The organism is Mesorhizobium oxytropidicola (assembly GCF_056174625.1).
Genome location: NZ_CM149692.1, coordinates 7,047,228 through 7,065,403, shown reverse-complemented (window position 1 = coordinate 7,065,403; position 18,176 = coordinate 7,047,228). Strand labels below are relative to the sequence as shown.

Sequence of the window (18,176 nt, the reverse complement as noted above, 5' to 3'; positions counted from 1 at the left end):
TGCATCAGGTCGACCTTCGCCTCAGCCACGCGCGGCTCTTTTCGCCATCTCCTGCAGGCGATGGACGGGCAGGTCGCTGTCCTTGGCGGGCCGGTCGCGTGAAACGATTTCGCTGACGAAATAGAGCGGCCGCCGCTTCGTCTCCATATACATGCGGCCGAGATACTCGCCGAAGATGCCGAGCACCAGAAGCTGGACGCTGCCCAGGATCAGCATGATCGCGGCAAGGCTCGTCCAGCCAGGCACCACGTTACCCCTCGACCATTCGAGCAGTGTGTAGCCGAGCACGACCAGGCCGAGCAGACCAAACATCATGCCCAGCATCGAGGCAAACCGCAACGGCACGATCGAAAAGCTGGTCATCGCATCGACCGCCAGCAGAACCATCTTCTTCAGCGGATAGTGTGTGGTGCCGGCAAAGCGCCGGTGCCGCTCGTAAGGGAAGGCGACCTGCTTCAACCCTATCCAACTCACCATGCCGCGAATGAACCTGTAGCGTTCGGGCATCGCGTTCAGATGGTCGAGCGCCCGGCGGCTCATCAGCCGGAAGTCTCCGGAGTCCGGCGCGATCTCGACATCGACCATCCGGCCGAGCAAGCGGTAGAACATCGAGGCGGAAGCCCGCTTGAACCAGCTTTCGCCGTCGCGCTTCACCCTCTGGCCATAGACGACATCGAAGCCTTCATCCATCTTCGCCATCATCGCGCCAAGCAGTTCGGGCGGATCCTGGAGGTCGGCGTCGAGAATGAGGATGCGCTCGCCGCGGCAGAACTCCAGCCCCGCGCTCAAGGCGATCTGGTGGCCGTAATTGCGGGCAAGGTCGATGGCGACCACATGGTCGTCCTTTTCGGCCAGTTCGAAAATGGCCTCCCGGGTGCCGTCGGTCGCCCCGTCGATGACAAGCACGATCTCATAGGAAGGGCTTTGCTCGAGGCATACGGCGCTGACGCGTCGGTGAAGCTCGGCCACGCCGTCACGCTCATTGTAGCATGGCACGACGACCGACAGCGTGATTGCGCGGTGCGCGCCGATTTTTCCCGTTCCCACCAAAGCCTGGCTCCCGCTCTTGGAATGGCAATAGCGGCAATTGGTTAGAAAACAGATAAGCCAGGGGTCGACATCGTGGCATCGGTCGGCTGACACGATGGACATGGCACCGTCACGAACGCACCGGCAACTCCATGCGGATGCGGGCGCCGCGCCACGAGCCCGTCAGTATCCGGATCGTGCCGTCATGCAGCAGCGCAATCTGCCGGGCGAGGTTCAGGCCCAGCCCCGCCCCGCGCGACTGCGGCTGCAAGCGGTAGAAGGGTTCGAAGACATTCTCGCGCTCTTCTAAGGGAATGCCCGGGCCCTCGTCGCGCACTTCGATGCCGCCGGTCCCGTCGATGGCGATCGTGATCGTGCCGCTGCCGCCGCCATGCTCGATTGCATTGCGCACCAGATTGGCGAGCGCGCGTTCGATTTGCAGGACATTGACCTCCACCTCGGCCTTGCCGGGCGGAGGCTCGAAGGCAAGGTCGTAGCCGGCCTCGATGGCCAACGGAGCGAAGTCGGCGGCGACCCGGCTGACGAGGTCGCGGAGATCGACGATCTGGCGCTGGTCCGACGGGCGGTCGAGCAACTGATGGTCGAGCAGTTGCTGGGCAAGGTGTGACAGGCGCTCGATGTCATGCAGCAGGCGCGCGCTCTGCGGCTCCTGCTTCAAGAGTTCGGCGCGTGTGCGCAGGATGGCAATCGGCGTACGCAGTTCATGTGCCGCGTCGGTGAGGAAGCGGTTGTGGCGGTCGTAGCCTTGGGCGAGGCGGGCGAGCGCCTCGTTGAAGGCATGCACCAGCGGCGCGATCTCCTGTGGCACCTGCTTGACCGGCAGTTGCATGGCACGGGTGCCGATATCGATACGCGCGGCCTGGCGGACCGTTTCGACAAGGCCGGCGAAGGAGCGGCGCACCACGGCTGGCGTCGTCACCAGCGTTGTCGTGCCCATGACGAGGATGATGGGCAAAAGCAGGATCGCGATGACTAGCGCGAGTGCCGGCAGGGCGCGCTCCCAGTTCCTGCTGCCGTCCGGATTGCGGGCGACTTCGACGGTGGCCGAAATGTTGACTTCGAGGCCGTCGGTCTGCTGGCGCGACGACTGCGTCGCGGCGATGATCTGCACCGTGCCGGCTCTGGTCGAAGCGTTTTCGATATAGGCTTCCGGCCGCATGTCCTTGTCGGAGAATCCGATCGTGGCGTGATCGGCCTCGCCAAGCAGGTCGCCGAAGCTCCTGGTGTAGATGTCGGGTATGTTGCCGGAGCGGACGCTCTCGCCGCTGCCATCGCGAACGATGTACCAGACATTGGGGAAGCCCTCGCGAAACGCGATGAGTTCTTCCGTATCGCGCACGATCAGCCTGCCATCCTTGTCTCGGTCGACGGCATCCTTGACCGCGGCGACGGCAGCTTCGTTGTCGATCAGCAGGCGCGGATTGGCAATCCAAAGTGCTGCCGCGCAAAGCACGATGAAGATCAGCAGCGTCGCCGCCTGCAGCAGGATCAGCCGCCGAACCAGGATCCATTGCAGCGAGCCTGTGCGGACCTTCTTCACGAGGCCGCCCGCAAGAGATAGCCGAGGTTGCGGATCGCCCGGATCTCGATGCCGGCGGCGACATCGTCGAGCTTGCGGCGCAGCCGCGAAATGTGCGCATCGAGCGCATTGGAGCCGATCTCATCGTCCAGCGCGTAGACGGCCTCCTCCAGCGCGCTGCGCATGATGGTCCGCCCCGGCCGGCGGATGAGCGTTTCGAGCACCAGCCTTTCGCGCCGCGGCAGATCGAGCGCCTGATCCTCGACCAGCGCCTCGCGGTGGCGGAAATCATAGGTGAGGCGGCCGACCATGGTCTGGTTGGCGCGCGAGGTGAACGAGCGCCGGTGCAGGGCATGCAACCGCGCGACCAGTTCCACCGTGGCGAAGGGCTTGACCATGTAGTCGTCGGCGCCGGCATCGAGCCCGGTGACCCGGTCCTCCAACCCGCTCATCGCCGTCAGCGCGATGACGGGCACATCCAGATGCAAGGCACGCAGGCGCGGTATGAGGCTGAGGCCGTCGCCATCCGGCAGCCGGCGGTCCAGCACCACCGCGTCGTGATAGCCCAGCCGCGCCATCGCCTCGGCATCGGCCAATGTCGCGGCATGGTCGACGATGATGTCCAGGCGCTCGAGAGCGGCCTTCAGCACGGAGGCCATTTCCGGTTCGTCCTCGATCAACAGGACGCGCATAAATATTCTCCTTTATCCGCGGCCGGTCGGGGGCCGCGGCAATTCATTCGCATTCCAGCTTGGGCTGGCGGAAATTGGTGATGAACCAGCGGCCGCCGGAAGCGCGGGCGTAGAATGTGTAGAAGCATTCCTGACGCTCGATATAGCCGGGCGTCTCGGTTTCTTCATAGACGGTTCCGTGTTTTGTCTCGCGAACCTCGCCGCTCGATGTCCCGGAAACCGCCGACGTCGACACCTTGCGCCACTGATAGGCGCGTTCCCCCTGGCCGAGATCGACGATCGCCGTCGGAGGACCATAATCCAGGACGACCGATTCGACCGGCTGTCCGACATAATTCTTCATGATATCGGAGGCACAGCCCGCCAGCGCGAGCGCGATAGCGATGAAGACGATCTTCGGAGCCCGTATCAGGAGGCCGGCGCCACGCGTGGACATGTCGGAACAGGTTCCCATCATGAAGATTACGCGCGGGACCTAGATCGCGAAGATTGCATCGACATTGCAGCGAGGTGCGGAAACGGATCCATTGTCGAAAAAGCCGGCCATCCGGGGTACCGGCGCGCATCGAAACACAGGGATTGCGCGATGCCCCAGGAGGCACCGCGCAATACAATTCGCCCGCTCTAGAACCGGTAGTTGATGCCGGCCTTCAGTTCATGGCTGCCGATCGTCGTCTTGGACGTGCCAAGGGCCGATGTCGTTTCGACGCCGGGGGTGCGGACATAGTCGTACTCGACCTTGGCGGACAGCCCGCCGGCAAAGCCCTGCTCGATGCCGGCGCCGAGGAGATAACCGACCTTCCATCCGTCGGCGCTGCTGACATTGTCGCCCTTGTCGAATTTGGTCAGGGCAACGCCGCCGGTTCCAAACAGCAGCGTCTGGTCGAAGCTCACGCCTGCCTTGGCCTTGGCGGCGCCGCGCCATTTCTCCTTGATCTTGCCGCCCTGGACGTCGTGTTCGGCGCCGCCGAGATAGGAGCCCTCGATCTCGGCGCCGAGAACGGCGGGACCCATCTGCTGGTTGTAGCCGGCCTGAACGCCGCCAGCGAAGCCATTTCGATCGGCGAACGGATTGGGCATCCTTGTGAAGGCCGTGCCGCCATGGACGCCGACATAGGCGCCGCTCCACTGGAAGGCGGGGGGATCATTGTAGGTCGGTGAAAGGTCGGCGGCCATCGCCGGCCCGAGAAGGCAGATGCCAAGGACACCGGCCATCAGGACGATCTTTGCTTGAGAGGACACGAGCATTACTCCAACACAAACGCGCATCCGGCAAATCGGTACGCAGGTTAACTCCCGGGGAGCCTGACCGTTGGGGCGGTCGGGCTCCGATTTGGTGTCTTTCAGGGATGGCTGCACGGTCCTCAAACTGGCGTTCGCCAGCAGGGGTAGGGGGTCAGAGCGCCGCGCAACCAGTCACCTGAAAGACGCCGACTGTCTCGCAGGTGAAAATTGCACGCACATTGCGCAAAATTCGAAAATGACGATTTTGTGCTTTATTTTCAATAAATTAAAATGATCCTGTTTACCGATATTTAAGAATTTCAGGCCGTCTGAAGCTCGGAGTCTCCATCACCTGTTCCGGGCTTGCCCGGGCACAGACCGGGCTGGCTTGATGGATGACCGCCAAGCACGTATCTCTGGGCCGTGCCCATGAGTCCGGGCATCTCAATCGGGAGACGGCCTTGTCCGCATTGACGCGCTTTCTCGGCGACTCGCCGCTCAGGGTGATCCTGAAGCTGCTGGTGGTGTCGTTCCTCGTCGGCCTTGTCATGAATGCCTTCGGCTGGTCGCCCATGGATGTGTTCTACAGCATACAGAGGTTCTTCATCGACCTCTGGAACCTGGGCTTCCACGCCATCGACCGCTTCCTCGGCTACATCCTGCTCGGTGCCGCGATCGTCGTGCCGGCCTTCATCCTGCTCAGGATCGCCAATTACCGGAAGTAGCTTCCTAGGCGTAGTCCGACGCGACCTCGAACAGGATGGCGTGCCGCGCGGCAAGGGCAGGCACATCGGTGGAATAGCCGCCGCCGATGACGCCGCAGACGGGAATGCCGAGCGGACGAAAGTGGCCGATGACCATCTCGTCGCGGCCGCGCAGGCCGTTGTTGGAAAGCGCCAGCCTGCCGAGCCGGTCCTGCGCATGGACGTCGACGCCGGCATTGTAGAAAACCATGTCCCAACGCGCCCGCGCCGACAGCTCCGGCAGGATCGTGGCCAGCCTCTCCAGATAGGCGGCATCGCCCATACCGTCGGGCAGCGCGATATCGAGGTCGGAGGCGATCTTGCGCACGGGGTAGTTGCGATCGCCGTGCATCGAGAAGGTGAACACGCGCGGCTCATCGCGCAGAATATCCGCGGTGCCATCGCCCTGATGCACGTCGAGATCGACGACCAGGATGTTTTGTGCGGCATTCTCGGCGAGCAGCGCCAGCGAGGCGACAGCGACATCATTGAAGGTGCAGAAGCCGGCACCTTGCGCGCGCCGAGCATGATGGCTGCCGCCGGCGGTGTTGCAGGCGATGCCGTGGCGCAACGCAAGCCGCGCCGCCAGCACCGTGCCGCCGGTGGCAAGCTGCGCGCGCAGAGAAACGCGGGGGCCGACCGGAAAGCCGATCTCACGCTCGATTTTTTCCGGCACCGAACAGCTGACGACTTGGTCGACATAGTCCGCCGCATGGGCAAGCTTCAGCCATGACGCCGGTGCGGGTTCCGCGGTGTTGAGCGCCCCGGGACCGGCCAGGCCGCGTGCCCGCAAGGCCTCCATAAGCAGCGGATACTTGCTCATCGGGAAGCGGTGGTTGGTGGCGAAGCCGGCATCGTAGTCGGGGTGGTGGACGATCTGCAGAGGCATGAACGGGATCCGGCGGCTTCGCGCCAGACCGGGATTTCGGTTGGCCGTCGCGGGAAGAATGATTGCGCGGTGGCCGGAAAATGGGGCACATCGGCGCTTCAATCAAGCAGCAATCAGCAAGGCGCGATCCCTTGGACAAGGATGCAACCCCAGCCGACGTCAGATCTTTTGTCGTCACCAACCGTTCCGTGCTCGCCATAGCGGTGCCGATGACGCTCGCCTATCTGACCACGCCGATGCTCGGCCTGGTCGACACGGCTGTTGTCGGCCAGTTTGGTGACGCGGCCCTACTCGGTGGCCTTGCGGCTGGCGCTCTGGTGTTCGACGTCGTCTTCACCAGCTTCAATTTCCTGCGTTCGGGCACCACCGGCCTCGTCGCCCAGGCTTTCGGGCGTGGCGACGCGCTGGAGGAGCAGGCGGTGTTCTGGCGCGCCGTGCTGATCGCGGTCGTTGCCGGCATTGTCCTGGCGGCGCTTTCGCCGCTGATCGCCATCGGCGGCCAGTGGTTCATGGGCGCCGAACCGCGCGTCAGCGAGGCGATGGGGGTCTACATCAGGATCAGGCTGCTGGCCGCACCCTTCTCGCTGATCAACTATGCCATCCTCGGCTATGTGCTGGGCCGCGGCGAGGGCGGGCTCGGCCTTGTGCTGCAACTGGTGCTCAACGGCATCAACATCGCGCTCTGCTTCCTGCTTGGCCTGAAGCTGGGCTGGGGCGTTGCCGGTGTCGCCTGGGCGACCGTCACGGGTGAGTTCCTGGCCATGCTGCTTGGTCTTGCCATCGTGGTCCGCCGCTTCCGCGCGACCCCGCCCTTGCCGCGCCATCGGCTGCTCGATATGGCCGCCTTCCTGCGCATGCTGTCGCTCAACCGCGATATCATGATCCGCTCGTTCTCGCTGCTTGCCGCCTTCGCGCTGTTCACCCGCCAGGGCGCGCAGTTCGGCACGGTGACGCTGGCCGCCAATGCGGTGTTGATGAACTTCTTCCTCGTCGCCGGCTATTTCCTCGACGGTTTTGCCACCGCCGCCGAACAGCTCGCCGGCCGTGCCGTCGGCGCGCGGGCAGAACAGCCCTTCCGGCAGGCGGTGCGGCTGACCTTGTTCTGGGGCTTTGGGCTGGCCGGTGCCGCGACGCTGGTGCTGCTTTCGGCCGGCGCCAATCTGGTCGCCATCGTCACGACGTCGCAGGAGGTCCGCTCGGTCGCCGACATCTATTTGCCCTGGGCGGCGTTCACCGCGCTGAGCGGCGTGCTGGCGTTCCAGATGGACGGCGTCTTCATCGGCGCCACCTGGTCGCGCGACATGCGCAACATGATGTTGCTGTCCTTCCTCGTCTTTGCCGTTGCGCTACTAACGCTCGCGCCTGCCTTCGGCAATCACGGCCTGTGGGCGGCGCTGCACGTGTTCCTGCTGGCGCGCGGCTTCAGCCTGCTTGCGATCTTGCAGCTAAGGGTGCGGACAGCGTTCTAGGTCACCTCTCTGTCCGATTTTTCAGCAAGGTGGAAAATGGGCCTAGACTGTTTTATCCTTCCTGATTGAGGGCGCTAACATATCGGGGAAGCAATGGGAGACGTGGTCGAACCAATCGAGCCAAGGATCATAAGAGGATCACGAGGTAAGACATTCCTGTTGCTTCTAGCATGCCCGATTTTCATTTTGGCCGGAATTGGAATGGTGCAGAGCCCAGCCGGTGGGCACCTGGTTGGGTGGATCGGAATATTTCTCGCAGGGTCGAGTGTGCCATTCCTGATCCGGTCGCTTATCCGCCCTCACACTTTGACCTTGGACGATAGCGGCTTCATGATAGATGCTGGTCCGAAGAAAGTTGCATGGCAAGATATAAAGGGTTTCCACGTCTGGAGGCCGCCGCGTAGCCGCGGCAAGGTGGTGGTTACAGCTTCGAACCCGGCGCCAGGAAGGACACCTCGCTCATGCGAATTAACAGAGGTCTTGGAGCCGAGGGCTGCCTTCCTGGTGGATGGCAATTTTCAACCGACAAGATGGTAGAGATTCTGAATGCCTATCGGGTGCAAGCCTTGGCACGACAAGCCGAACCCGCTCGGTTGAGGGGACTCGGATAATTGGCCGGAACGCGGAGTTGCGAGTCTCGGGAAAGTCGCGTGCCAGCGGATTTCAAACAGGACTGGTCACTTTTCGAGCAATTCTTTAGAGCGGCTTCGACGCCCATAGATCGAGATGGCTGTCGCGCAATTCGCGAATCGACTTGAGCCGCGCCATCTCGGCGAAGCGTGCCATCCCTGCAACAATGCGTCCCGGCAGTGCCGGTCCGGCATAGATCATGCTGGTGTAGAGTTGGACGAGATCGGCACCCGCACGGATCTTCTCCAGCGCCGTCTCGGCGGAATCGACGCCGCCCACCCCGACGATGGCGATGCCCGGGCCAAGCAGCTTGCGCATCTTTGCCAGCACGGTGGTCGAGCGTTCGAATAGCGGTTTTCCCGAAAGGCCACCGGTCTCGCCGGCGGTGTCCGTGCTGTGCAATGCCGGCCGCGAAATGGTGGTGTTGGAGACGATGATGCCGTCGATCCGTTTTTCAACGACCTCGGCGGCGATATCCTCCAGCTCGGCCTCGACCAGATCCGGCGCAATCTTGAGAAAAATGGGCGGCTGGGCTGCGGCTGACGCACGCGCGGCCATGACACGCGACAAAAGTTCGCCGAGCTGCTCGCGCGCCTGCATGTTGCGCAGGCCGGGCGTGTTCGGCGAGGAGATGTTGACCGTGAGGTAGCGGGCATAGGAGGCAAAGCGCGCGACGCCGCGCTCATAGTCACTGACGCGGTCGGCGCTGTCTTTGTTGGCACCGATGTTGACGCCGACAATGCCGGGACGTCCCTTGCGCGCGGCAAGGCGTTTCTCGGCCGCCGCATGACCTTCATTGTTGAAGCCCAGCCGGTTGATCACCGCCTCGTCCGCCGTCAGCCGGAAGATGCGCGGCTTCGGGTTGCCCGCCTGCGGCAGCGGCGTGACCGTGCCGACCTCGGCAAAGCCGAAACCGAGGCCAAGCAGCGCGTCGGGTACCTCGGCATTCTTGTCGTAGCCGGCCGCCATGCCGAGCGGGTTGGGGAAATCGAGACCGCAGAGGCTGACCTTCAGCCTGCTGTCGTGCACCGTCCGCGCGCCGACCGGCAATCCGCAACGCAGTGCCGCGATGGACATCCCATGCGCGGTTTCCGGATCGAAGGTGAACAGCAGTTTTTGGCCAAGCCGGTCGAACAGACTCATTCGGCCTCCAACGGCGGGAACTGGTGCGCGCCATCGGCGCCAAGCAGCAGCGGCTTGACCCACTTGACGGTGTTCAGCTCCAGCACGCCGTAAAGATGCGGAAACAGCGCGCCGCCGCGCGAAACCTCGTATTTCAAGGCATCGCCCAGGCTGGCGGCGTCGATGGCGACCAGCAGTAGGTCTACCTGGCCGGAAAAATGCTTTGCCGCGGTTTCCCGGACCTGCGCTGCCGTGGAGAAATGGATGAAGCCGTCGGCGACGTCGATCAGCGCGCCGGTGAAGCGGCCACTGGCTTCGGCCTCGCGCCAAGCCGCTTGCGGGGTTATCTTGTAGATAAACTGAGACATGGTTGCGCTATAGTCCGAACCAGTCGTGCGGGGAAGGCCACGCCAAGGGTCTTCCCCATTTCCGGCGCAAACATGCGATATTTCAGGCCTTGGCCATGGAGGACAACATGCGTCTGCAACACATCTTGATCCCCGCCGCGCTGATTTCGCTGGTCGCGGCCTCCGCCTCTTCGGAAGAAACCGACCGCTACCGGCTGGAAAAATCCGCCAACGGCTATGTCCGCATGGACACGCAGACCGGTGCGATGTCGATTTGCGAGGAACGTTCGGGCCAACTCGTCTGCAAGGTGGCGGCCGACGAACGCGCCGCCTTCCAGGACGAAATCGACCGCCTGCAAACCTCGATGAAGGCGATGGACGAGCGCGTCACCAAGCTCGAGAATTCGCTGTCCGCCCGCCTCGAATCGAAACTGCCGAGCGAGGAGGATTTCAACAAGACGATGAGCTATATGGAGCGCTTCCTGAAGGGCTTCATGGGCATCGTCAAGGAGATGGACAAGGACAACGGTGGCGGCGCTCAGCTCAATTCGCAAAAGACCTGAGCTTCCTACAGCGCCGCGCGTCCTTTTGGATGCGCAAAGGACGCTGTAGTACTTTGATCTTGCGAAGTAGGGAAAATGCCGCGCGCTGGTTTTGCCGCTTGAAAACAGCGCGCTGCCCCTCATAATCGTCCGACTGGTCCCGAAAAGCTTAAAAATCATCGACGGGATTCGGGGAGGAACATTTGCCGTCAGGCTATTCTTTCGTCATCGCCGACGATCACCCGTTGTTTCGCGGTGCGTTGCGCGAAGCGCTTGCCGGCATCGGCAATGTCGCCGCCATTCACGAGGCCGGCGATTTCGAAAGTGCCAAGGCATTGGTCGTGGCCAATGAGGATGTCGATCTGGTGCTGCTCGATTTGTCGATGCCGGGCGCCAGCGGCCTCTCCGGCCTGATTTCGCTGCGCGGCATCCATCCGGCGGTGCCGCTGATCGTGGTTTCGGCGCATGACGATCCGGCGACCATCAGGCGCGCGCTCGATCTTGGCGCATCCGGCTTCATCTCCAAATCGGCCAGCATGGAAGAGATCCGCAACGCCGTGCAATCGGTGCTCGCCGGTGACATCGCGGCGCCCGTCGGCGTCGATCTCGGCGTCGAGCGCGACCCCGAAATATCGGACCTGATCAAGCGGCTGCAGGCGCTGACACCGCAGCAGACCCGCGTGCTCGGCATGCTGGCCGAAGGCTTGCTCAACAAGCAGATCGCCTATGAGCTCGGCGTCTCCGAGGCGACCATCAAGGCGCATGTCTCGGCCATTCTGCAAAAGCTCGGCGTCGACAGTCGCACCCAGGCGGTGATCCTTTTGTCCAAGATCGGCAGTGACCCGTTGCAGCCAGCGCATTGAGCGCCGAATGCCGAGGCTCACGGCTGTTCCGTTGCCGGTTTTGGCGACCAAGCCATGGGTGGCTCCGTTGTGTCGACCGCTTCCGGTCCCGAGCTCCGATCTGATCCGGATTCGCATGAGGGGCGTCGCGCTCGGCCGATTGTCGCGCCAAGGCCGAGCGATGCGATCGCCACCAGCGGAATGCCGGCGATCCAGGGCAGGCGCGGCGCCAGCGCGTAAAGCGCCGTGCCGATCGATGGCCCCAGCGAGTCCTTGAGGTCGACCGCCACCGACGAAGCCCCCATGTAGGAGGCGCGCCGTGCGGGCGGCGCCAGTGCATTGACGGCGGTCGGCACCAGCGGTCCGACCAGCATCTGTGCGATCGAGCACAGGCTGACGGCTCCGATCAGCGTCAGTATTGCGGGCGAGGCGGCGAGCAGCGCAAAGGCCAGTATCGTCGCGAGGCCGGCACCGACCGTCAGCCAGAGAGCGGACCGTGCCTCGACCATGCGGCTGACCAGCATCTGCAAGCCGACCGTCAGGGCGGCGGCATAGGCGAACAGCGCGCCGACGCCGGATGGCGTCAGCGTCCCGGCATCATGCGCATAGAGCGGGATCACCGCCTCGATCCAGTTGCCGGCTACCTCGAACAGCACGACCCAGAGCAGTAGCTTGGCCAGCCGGCCGTCGCGGAATGCCGGCAGCAACGCGGACAGGCCTTCCTCTTCCTCGTCCTCACCGTCATGGCGATCGTCGCCGGTGGCGTGGCCGACGCCGATCGTCTCGTTGAGCGCGAAGAGCATCACGATCCCGCCCAGCACAAGCATCGCACCACCGGCGAGAAACACGCTGCGCAGCGACATGAGCGTAAGCAGCGCGCCGCAGGCTGGTCCAGGATCTGCCCGGCGCTAGAACTCACGCGCGCCAGGCTGAACCAGCGGGGATGGGTGGATGGCGCGGTCACGTCGGCGATCACGGTCAGGATCGTCGGATGAAGCACGGACTCGCACATGCCGGTCAGAAGCAGAACAATCGCGGTAACGGCGACGCCATGCACGAAGAACAGGGCCAGGAAGCCGGCGCCGACGCCGAGCGACGAGGCAATCAGCACCGGCCGCCGGCCGATCCGGTCGGCGATGCCGCCGATCAGTGGTGCGGCCAGAAGCTCGCCGCCGGCATAGCAGCCGAACAGCAGGCCGATCATGCCGACAGGAATGCCGGCCTCGCCGCTCGCCCAGAGCGGAAAGAAAGGCACGAGCGCGCCGTCGGCGAAACCCGCGCAGAAGAACAGCAGAAGCCCCAACAGGGCTGGGCGCGGGGCTGCGCGCCAGGAGGAAAGAAGCATGTTGTTCATGACGTCACCTGCGCCTGGAGGCCCGACCGTCGTCGAAGGCCCGGGGTTTGCGCGTTGGTTGACGTAAACGCCTACGGCCGCCCTGGGGCGACATGGAGATTTGAGCCGCAGGGTTGAATCCCATGCGGCGATGGGACCGGCTTTCAGCCGAGTCGCACGGACAGTTCGACGTCCTCGCCGAACGGCGTGGAGATGTAGCCCGATGCCGGTGAGCGCACCCGTTCCAGATCTCGGGGCAGAAATCGACATTGTCGGCGATGACCAGCGCGCCGGGCCGCAAGCGGCTCTCGACCAGGCTGAGGATCTCCGGATAGATCGCCTTGGCGCCGTCGAGCAGCAACAGATCGATCGTCTCCGGCAGGTCGGCGTTCAGCGTCTGCAGCGCGTCTCCCTCGCGGATCTCCACCAGGTCGATGAGGCCGCCCTCGGTCAGATTGGCCTTGGCCCGCATCACCTTGGACGGTTCGAATTCGGTGGTGATCAGGCGGCCGCCGCCATTGTCGCGCAGCGCCGCGGCGAGATAGAGCCCCGAGATGCCGAACGAGGTGCCGAATTCGATGACGACGCGTGCGCCGCTGCTGCGCGCCAGCATGTAGAGCAGCGTGCCGGTTTCCGGCGAGATCGCCAGCCAGAGGTCCTTCAGCCGTCCGTAGAAATCGACATATTCGGTCTTGCTGCTGAGCAGACGCGCCCGCTCCTCGGGCGAGAGCGCAGCCACCGCCGGACTAGTCGCGGCATTGGCTTCCTTGAACAGGCGGGCGAGCAGGGGTGCCAGCGGGGCGTTGGTCAGCGTCGTCATGAAAGTCTCCGGTCGAAAATGGCTGCGTTCTTGTGTTGGGAGGAAAATACGAATAATCCTTCAGGTTTCCAATTCGCATTGCCGAACCGAGACATGACCGGACTCCCAAGCCATTCGATTTCCTCACGAAAACAGCCCGAGACAGGCGCGCGCCACGGACCTTGTCGCGGCGATTTTGCAGGCTGCTGTTCAGGTTTTGGAGAGCGAAGGCGCACAGCGTTTCACCACCACGCGCGTTGCCGAAAAGGCCGGGGTGAGCGTCGGCTCGCTCTATCAGTATTTCCCCAACAAGGCCGCACTGCTGTTCCGGCTGCAGAGCGATGAATGGCGCCAGACCGGTGGCCTGCTGCGCACCATACTCGAGGACGACCGGAAGCCGCCGCTCGAACGGCTGCGTGCACTTGTCCACGCCTTCATCCGCTCGGAGTGCGAAGAGGCCGAGGTGCGCGTGGCGCTCAATGACGCCGCACCTCTCTATCGTGACGCACCGGAGGCGCACGAAGCGAGAGCCTCGGGGGAACGAACCGTCCAGACCTTTCTGCGGGAGGCATTGCCCGAGGCCCCGGAGGCCGTCCGCGCCGTGGCCGGCGATCTGATCAAAACGACACTCAGCGCGGTGGGGAAGGATTTTTCGGAAAGCCCGCGAACGCCGGCCGAGATCGAAACCTATGCCGATGCGATGGCCGATATGTTCTGCGCTTACTTGGGAAGCCTGGGCCACAGGGGCTGATGTCGCCGGTTCCGTCCGGCCCGCCTTTTGGCTTACTCTGCCGCTGATGCCAGCGGCCTGACCCTGGCCATCATCGAGCGCAGCACTGCCGGTTTCAGTGGCTTGTTGATCACCGCAATCTCCAGCCCGCCGGCCGCCGCCCGCACCTCGTTGGAGCGGTCCGCGGTGACCAGCACGGCCGGCAGGTCGTTGCCATGGGTCGCACGCAGCCGGGCGATGATGTCGAGACCGGTTTCGCCGTCGAGATGGTAATCGGCAAGCACGATGTCCGGGCGGTGTGGCGCGGCGTTCTCCAGATCGCGTGAGCCGGACACCGTGTCGACCTTGCATCCCCAGCCTTCGAGCAACAGCCGCATGCCTTCGAGGATGCGGGCGTCATTGTCGATACAGAGCACATGCAGCCCGGCCAGCGAAGCCGCGGCACGAGCGGGAGCCTTGGTTTCGACCTCGCGTCGCGGCTGCTGCACCGCCGCGACGGGCAGGATGACGGAAAAGCGCGTGCCCTTGCCCGGATTGGAGAAAATACGGATTTCGAGCCTGAGCACCCGGGCGATGCGGTCGACGATGGAGAGGCCAAGACCGAGGCCTTCGGCTTCGCGCGCGCCTTCGTCCAACCGGGTGAACTCATGAAAGACCGTGTTCAGCTTGTCACCGGCGATGCCGATACCGGTGTCGATCACCTGGATTTCCGCCAGTTCGCCGCGCCGTCGCACACCGACCAGGATACGGCCCTTGCGGGTATATTTGATGGCGTTGGAGACGAGGTTCTGGATCAGGCGGCGCAGCAGATTGCGGTCGGTCACCACCGTCAGCGACGACGGCATGATCGTCAGGTCGAGCTTTTTCTCCGCCGCCATTGGCCGAAAATCATTGCCGATCTGGCGCAGCAATCCGTCGAGGTTGAAGGCGGTATCGTCTGGCTTCATCGCGCCGGCATCGAGGCGCGAGATGTCGAGCACGGCGCCAAGAATAGTTTCGACCGATTCCAGCGAGGATTCGATGTTGACCGCCGCCTTGCCGGTCGGCCCTTTGCCGGCCTTCTCGATCAGCGAGGAGCAATAGAGCCGGGCGGCATTCAACGGCTGCAGAATGTCGTGGCCGGCGGCGGCGAGGAAGCGTGTCTTGCCGAGATTGGCCTCCTCGGCCAGCATCTGCGCCTGCGCCAACTCCTCGTTGACCCGGGTCAACTCGATGGTGCGGGTCTTGACCCGCTGCTCCAGCGATTCATTGGCGCGCTTCAACGCCAGATCCTGCTCGACGCGTCCGGAAATGTCGGCATAGGTGGCGACGATGCCGCCATCCGGCATCGGATTGGAGCGCAGCTCCAGGATGCGGCCGCTGGTCTTCAACTCCATCTGCCAGGGGCTGACGAAGCTGGTCAGCCGGTTGAGCATCGTCACGCGCTGGTCGGCGGGGATGTCGCCGCGCTCGGCGAGATGGCGCAGGATCTGGTCGAGCGAAACGCCGACCTGGCCCATCTCGTCGGGCAGGTCGAACAGCGTCCTGTACTGGCGGTTCCAGCAGATCAGGCGGAAATCCCGGTCGAAGACGGTGATACCTTGCTCCATCTGGTCGAGCGCGATCTGCAGGAGGTCGCGATTGTGTTGCAGCGCCTCGGTAGCGTCGTCGAGCAGACGGAAGGCGTCCCGGGATTCGCGGTCATGGCGCCGAAACAGCAGCGACAGGATCAGTCGCGCCGAGGAGGAGCCGACGGCGCTGGCCAGAAGCTGCTCGGAGAAGCGGATGACGTCCATGCTCGCCTGCTCCTTGCCGTGCAGCGAGGTGCCGTTGGTCTTCTCGAACGACTCGAACGAGCGCTCGGTGCGCTCGGTGCCGAGATAGCGTGCGATCGTGTCCTTCAGGTCGTTGACGGTGATGGCGGTGCGGAAGCGGCGCAGGCTGGGCATCGGGCCGGCATCCCTTGGCACGAAGATCGACGCCTGGATGCGCTCCAGCGGTACCGACGCGCGTGACAGCGAGCCGAGGACGAAAAACAGCGTGTTGATCGACAGGCTCCACAACACGCCATGGTTCAGCGGTTCGGCGACCGTGCCGAACAGCGCCTGCGGCCGCAGCGCCTCGAAGCCGAACAGCCCGTGCACGAGGATGTCGGTGTCGGGCGCGACAAACGACGGCAGCAGCAGCGTGTAGCCCCACACGAGAATGCCGGCGACCATGCCGAGTGCGGCGCCCCTGCCATTGGCGCCGCGCCAGATCAGCCCGCCGATCAGCGCCGGTGCGAATTGCGCGATGGCCGCGAAGGACATCAGGCCGATCGACGACAGCCGCGCGCTGTTGGTGCTCTCGCGATAGTAGAGGAAGGCGATGAACAACAGGATGAAGATCGCCCCGCGCCGCACATTGAGGATCAGCGTCGACCAGTCCTCATTCTCGGAGGTCGAGGTCTTGAGCAAGCGGCGCACGAACAGCGGAATGACGAGGTCGTTGGAGATCATGATCGACAGCGCCACGCTTTCGACGATCACCATGGCGGTTGCCGCCGACAGCCCGCCGATGAAGGCCGCCATGGCGAGCACGTCGTGGCCGCTGAACAGCGGCAATGACAGCACGTAGAGATCGCTGCTGGTGCCGGTACCGACCAGCGACAGGCCGGCAAAGGCGATCGGCAGCACGAACAGGTTGATCGCCACGAGGTAGAGCGGAAACACCCAGGTCGCGGTGCGCAATTCTGCCTCGCCGCGGTTCTCGACGATGGTGACGTAGAACTGCCGCGGCAGCATGATGATGGCAAAGCCGCTCAAGCCCGTCAGCACCAGCCAGGTGGCGAGCGAGGTGTTGTAGCCCATCGCCTGCCGCACTTGTGCATTCTCGGCAAGCTTGGCGAACATGTCGCCCGGGCCGCCGAAGATCAGGAAGGTGACCATCAGGCCGATCGCCAGAAAGGCGGCGAGCTTGACCACGGTTTCGACCGCCACCGCCAGCACCAGCCCGTCCTGATGTTCGGTGGCGTCGGCATGACGGGTGCCGAACAGCACGGCAAACAAGGCCAGCAGCATGGCGACGACCAGCGAAATGTCGCTGACGAAAGGATCGAAGGAAGGGGGCGATCCCGTATAGTGCTCGACCATCAGGCTGACCGAACCGGAGATTGCCTTCAACTGCAGCGCAATATAGGGCACCGCGCCGATGGTGGCGATCAGCGTGGCGATCGCCGCGACGGTAAAACTCTTGCCGTAGCGCGCGCCGAGGAAGTCGGCGATCGAGGTGATCTTCTCGGTTTTGGCCAGCCGCACGATGCGGTTGAGCAGCGGAAAACCGAACACGAACACCAGCACCGGACCGGTATAGATGCCGAGGAATTCGAGGCCGCGTTCGGAGGAGAGGCCGACCGAGCCGAAGAAGGTCCATGAGGTGCAGTATATGGCCAGGCTGAGCGCGTAGATGAAAGGCCGCGCTCGGCTCGACCCGGATGTCGCCGAGCGGCGGTCGCCCAGGCTGGCGATGGCGAACAGCAGCGTCACATAGGCGATCGCGATGATGACGATGAACAAGCCCTGCACGCCTGAAATTTCCTCCTTTGCCGTCTTTTTATCCGGCTTGTCCGAACGCAATCACAGCTTGAGCCCCATGTCCATCGCGGCTTTGGCAGCATGGTCTTGGTCACGCGATTCAGGCGCAAAGCCCGGGTGCGGCCAAGGTGACGTGACGGAAAGAGAAAGCGGTTGCTTTCTCCTTTTGCCCATGTTGCAACCGCAGGTTTTTGTTATGTTGCCGCCGGGTCGATGCCGCAAGGACGGAACGGCAGCGCGGCCGGTCATGACAAGGAGGGTCGAATGCTGAAAGAATTCCAGGAATTCGTTTCCAAGGGCAATGTGATGGACTTGGCCGTCGGCGTCATCATCGGCGCTGCGTTCGGCAAGATCGTCACTTCGCTGGTCGACGATGTCATCATGCCTTTCATTGGCGCGCTCGGAGGGGTCGATTTCAACAACTACTTCATTGGCCTGTCGCACAATGTAACTGCCACCAACCTTGAAGATGCGCGCAAGCAAGGCGCGGTCTTTGCCTACGGCAGCTTCATCACCGTGGCGCTGAATTTCCTGATCATAGCCTTTGTCATTTTCCTGATGGTCAAAGGGGTGAACAATCTGCGCCGGCGGCTCGAGCGCGAGAAGCCTGCTGCCCCGGCCGCGCCGCCCCCCGCCGATGTTGCGCTGCTCACCGAAATCCGCGATCTGCTCGCCAAGCGATAATTCAGCCAGC

General features: G+C 63.6%; 15 protein-coding genes and 3 pseudogenes. 7 read left to right on the top strand and 11 right to left on the bottom strand.

All coding sequences use genetic code 11. The features are described 5' to 3' along the window. Positions 1 to 21: 21 nt before the first annotated feature. The 5 genes from AC0V8S_RS34980 to AC0V8S_RS34960 form a co-directional block, all read right to left on the bottom strand. Positions 22 to 1,047 (bottom strand): glycosyltransferase family 2 protein, encoded by a 1,026-nt coding sequence (locus AC0V8S_RS34980; protein ID WP_475436185.1) that lies wholly within the window; start codon positions 1,045 to 1,047, stop codon positions 22 to 24. A gap of 112 nt (positions 1,048 to 1,159) precedes the next feature. Continuing rightward, entirely contained in the window at positions 1,160 to 2,590 is a 1,431-nt protein-coding gene (locus AC0V8S_RS34975; RefSeq protein ID WP_183456208.1) for a sensor histidine kinase, read from the bottom strand. After that, complete coding sequence (locus tag AC0V8S_RS34970) at positions 2,587 to 3,261, bottom strand: response regulator transcription factor (protein ID WP_183456210.1); 675 nt, start codon at positions 3,259 to 3,261, stop codon at positions 2,587 to 2,589. Before AC0V8S_RS34970 ends, AC0V8S_RS34975 begins: the two co-directional genes overlap by 4 nt. A gap of 43 nt (positions 3,262 to 3,304) precedes the next feature. After that, the gene (locus AC0V8S_RS34965; RefSeq protein WP_183456212.1) at positions 3,305 to 3,697 is read right to left on the bottom strand and encodes a hypothetical protein; all 393 of its coding nucleotides are present in this window, start codon (positions 3,695 to 3,697) and stop codon (positions 3,305 to 3,307) included. A 188-nt stretch (positions 3,698 to 3,885) separates the two neighbouring features. Continuing rightward, positions 3,886 to 4,503 (bottom strand): outer membrane protein, encoded by a 618-nt coding sequence (locus tag AC0V8S_RS34960; protein WP_475436183.1) that lies wholly within the window; start codon positions 4,501 to 4,503, stop codon positions 3,886 to 3,888. 443 nt (positions 4,504 to 4,946) lie between these two features. Here AC0V8S_RS34960 and AC0V8S_RS34955 point away from each other — a divergent pair, with 443 nt between their 5' ends. Beyond that, positions 4,947 to 5,210, top strand: a complete 264-nt coding sequence (locus AC0V8S_RS34955; RefSeq protein ID WP_095198509.1) for a DUF6460 domain-containing protein — start codon at positions 4,947 to 4,949, stop codon at positions 5,208 to 5,210. A 4-nt stretch (positions 5,211 to 5,214) separates the two neighbouring features. Here the strand turns inward: AC0V8S_RS34955 and AC0V8S_RS34950 are convergent, their stop codons facing one another. Continuing rightward, positions 5,215 to 6,117 carry a histone deacetylase family protein gene (locus AC0V8S_RS34950; RefSeq protein ID WP_183456214.1) on the bottom strand — a complete coding sequence of 301 codons (903 nt, stop codon included), beginning with the start codon at positions 6,115 to 6,117 and terminating at the stop codon, positions 5,215 to 5,217. 131 nt (positions 6,118 to 6,248) lie between these two features. Here AC0V8S_RS34950 and AC0V8S_RS34945 point away from each other — a divergent pair, with 131 nt between their 5' ends. Continuing rightward, entirely contained in the window at positions 6,249 to 7,586 is a 1,338-nt protein-coding gene (locus AC0V8S_RS34945; protein WP_183456216.1) for an MATE family efflux transporter, read from the top strand. 93 nt (positions 7,587 to 7,679) lie between these two features. Continuing rightward, a complete protein-coding gene (locus AC0V8S_RS34940) occupies positions 7,680 to 8,123 on the top strand; it encodes an STM3941 family protein (protein ID WP_475436179.1) in 444 nt (147 codons plus the stop codon). A gap of 159 nt (positions 8,124 to 8,282) precedes the next feature. Here the strand turns inward: AC0V8S_RS34940 and AC0V8S_RS34935 are convergent, their stop codons facing one another. Together AC0V8S_RS34935 and AC0V8S_RS34930 are read right to left on the bottom strand one after the other, a co-directional pair. After that, positions 8,283 to 9,359: a quinone-dependent dihydroorotate dehydrogenase gene (locus AC0V8S_RS34935; protein ID WP_475436177.1), complete on the bottom strand. Its 1,077-nt coding sequence runs from the start codon at positions 9,357 to 9,359 to the stop codon at positions 8,283 to 8,285. After that, positions 9,356 to 9,706, bottom strand: coding sequence for a DUF952 domain-containing protein (locus AC0V8S_RS34930; protein ID WP_475436175.1), 351 nt, complete (start codon positions 9,704 to 9,706; stop codon positions 9,356 to 9,358). Before AC0V8S_RS34930 ends, AC0V8S_RS34935 begins: the two co-directional genes overlap by 4 nt. A 107-nt stretch (positions 9,707 to 9,813) precedes the next feature. Here AC0V8S_RS34930 and AC0V8S_RS34925 point away from each other — a divergent pair, with 107 nt between their 5' ends. Together AC0V8S_RS34925 and AC0V8S_RS34920 are read left to right on the top strand one after the other, a co-directional pair. Then, on the top strand, positions 9,814 to 10,248 hold the full coding sequence (locus tag AC0V8S_RS34925; RefSeq protein ID WP_183456219.1) for a hypothetical protein: 435 nt from the start codon (positions 9,814 to 9,816) through the stop codon (positions 10,246 to 10,248). A gap of 182 nt (positions 10,249 to 10,430) precedes the next feature. Next, on the top strand, positions 10,431 to 11,090 hold the full coding sequence (locus AC0V8S_RS34920) for a response regulator transcription factor (RefSeq protein ID WP_140775350.1): 660 nt from the start codon (positions 10,431 to 10,433) through the stop codon (positions 11,088 to 11,090). A 17-nt stretch (positions 11,091 to 11,107) separates the two neighbouring features. On the opposite strand, the pseudogene AC0V8S_RS34915 reads toward AC0V8S_RS34920, so the two are convergent. Both AC0V8S_RS34915 and AC0V8S_RS34910 read right to left on the bottom strand, forming a co-directional pair. Further along, a pseudogene (locus AC0V8S_RS34915) lies at positions 11,108 to 12,414 on the bottom strand (MDR family MFS transporter). A 152-nt stretch (positions 12,415 to 12,566) separates the two neighbouring features. Further along, positions 12,567 to 13,222 (bottom strand): annotated as a pseudogene (locus AC0V8S_RS34910) (O-methyltransferase). Between the two features lie 93 nt (positions 13,223 to 13,315). Here AC0V8S_RS34910 and AC0V8S_RS34905 point away from each other — a divergent pair. Further along, positions 13,316 to 13,952: pseudogene (locus AC0V8S_RS34905) on the top strand (TetR/AcrR family transcriptional regulator). A gap of 32 nt (positions 13,953 to 13,984) precedes the next feature. Here the strand turns inward: AC0V8S_RS34905 and AC0V8S_RS34900 are convergent. Beyond that, the gene (locus AC0V8S_RS34900; protein ID WP_475436173.1) at positions 13,985 to 17,473 is read right to left on the bottom strand and encodes a PAS domain-containing hybrid sensor histidine kinase/response regulator; all 3,489 of its coding nucleotides are present in this window, start codon (positions 17,471 to 17,473) and stop codon (positions 13,985 to 13,987) included. 273 nt (positions 17,474 to 17,746) lie between these two features. On the opposite strand from AC0V8S_RS34900, the gene mscL reads away from it, so the two are divergent. After that, positions 17,747 to 18,166, top strand: coding sequence for a large conductance mechanosensitive channel protein MscL (mscL, locus tag AC0V8S_RS34895; protein ID WP_095198503.1), 420 nt, complete (start codon positions 17,747 to 17,749; stop codon positions 18,164 to 18,166). The last annotated feature ends 10 nt before the right edge of the window (positions 18,167 to 18,176 follow it).

Excerpts from the sequence above, each read along its gene's own strand:
- AC0V8S_RS34965 (WP_183456212.1), bottom strand. The coding sequence starts at position 3,697 with ATGTCCACGCGTGGCGCCGGCCTCCTGATACGGGCTCCGAAGATCGTC.
- AC0V8S_RS34925 (WP_183456219.1), top strand. The coding sequence starts at position 9,814 with ATGCGTCTGCAACACATCTTGATCCCCGCCGCGCTGATTTCGCTGGTC.
- AC0V8S_RS34950 (WP_183456214.1), bottom strand. The coding sequence starts at position 6,117 with ATGCCTCTGCAGATCGTCCACCACCCCGACTACGATGCCGGCTTCGCC.
- AC0V8S_RS34935 (WP_475436177.1), bottom strand. The coding sequence starts at position 9,359 with ATGAGTCTGTTCGACCGGCTTGGCCAAAAACTGCTGTTCACCTTCGAT.
- AC0V8S_RS34940 (WP_475436179.1), top strand. The coding sequence starts at position 7,680 with ATGGGAGACGTGGTCGAACCAATCGAGCCAAGGATCATAAGAGGATCA.
- mscL (WP_095198503.1), top strand. The coding sequence starts at position 17,747 with ATGCTGAAAGAATTCCAGGAATTCGTTTCCAAGGGCAATGTGATGGAC.
- AC0V8S_RS34970 (WP_183456210.1), bottom strand. The coding sequence starts at position 3,261 with ATGCGCGTCCTGTTGATCGAGGACGAACCGGAAATGGCCTCCGTGCTG.
- AC0V8S_RS34930 (WP_475436175.1), bottom strand. The coding sequence starts at position 9,706 with ATGTCTCAGTTTATCTACAAGATAACCCCGCAAGCGGCTTGGCGCGAG.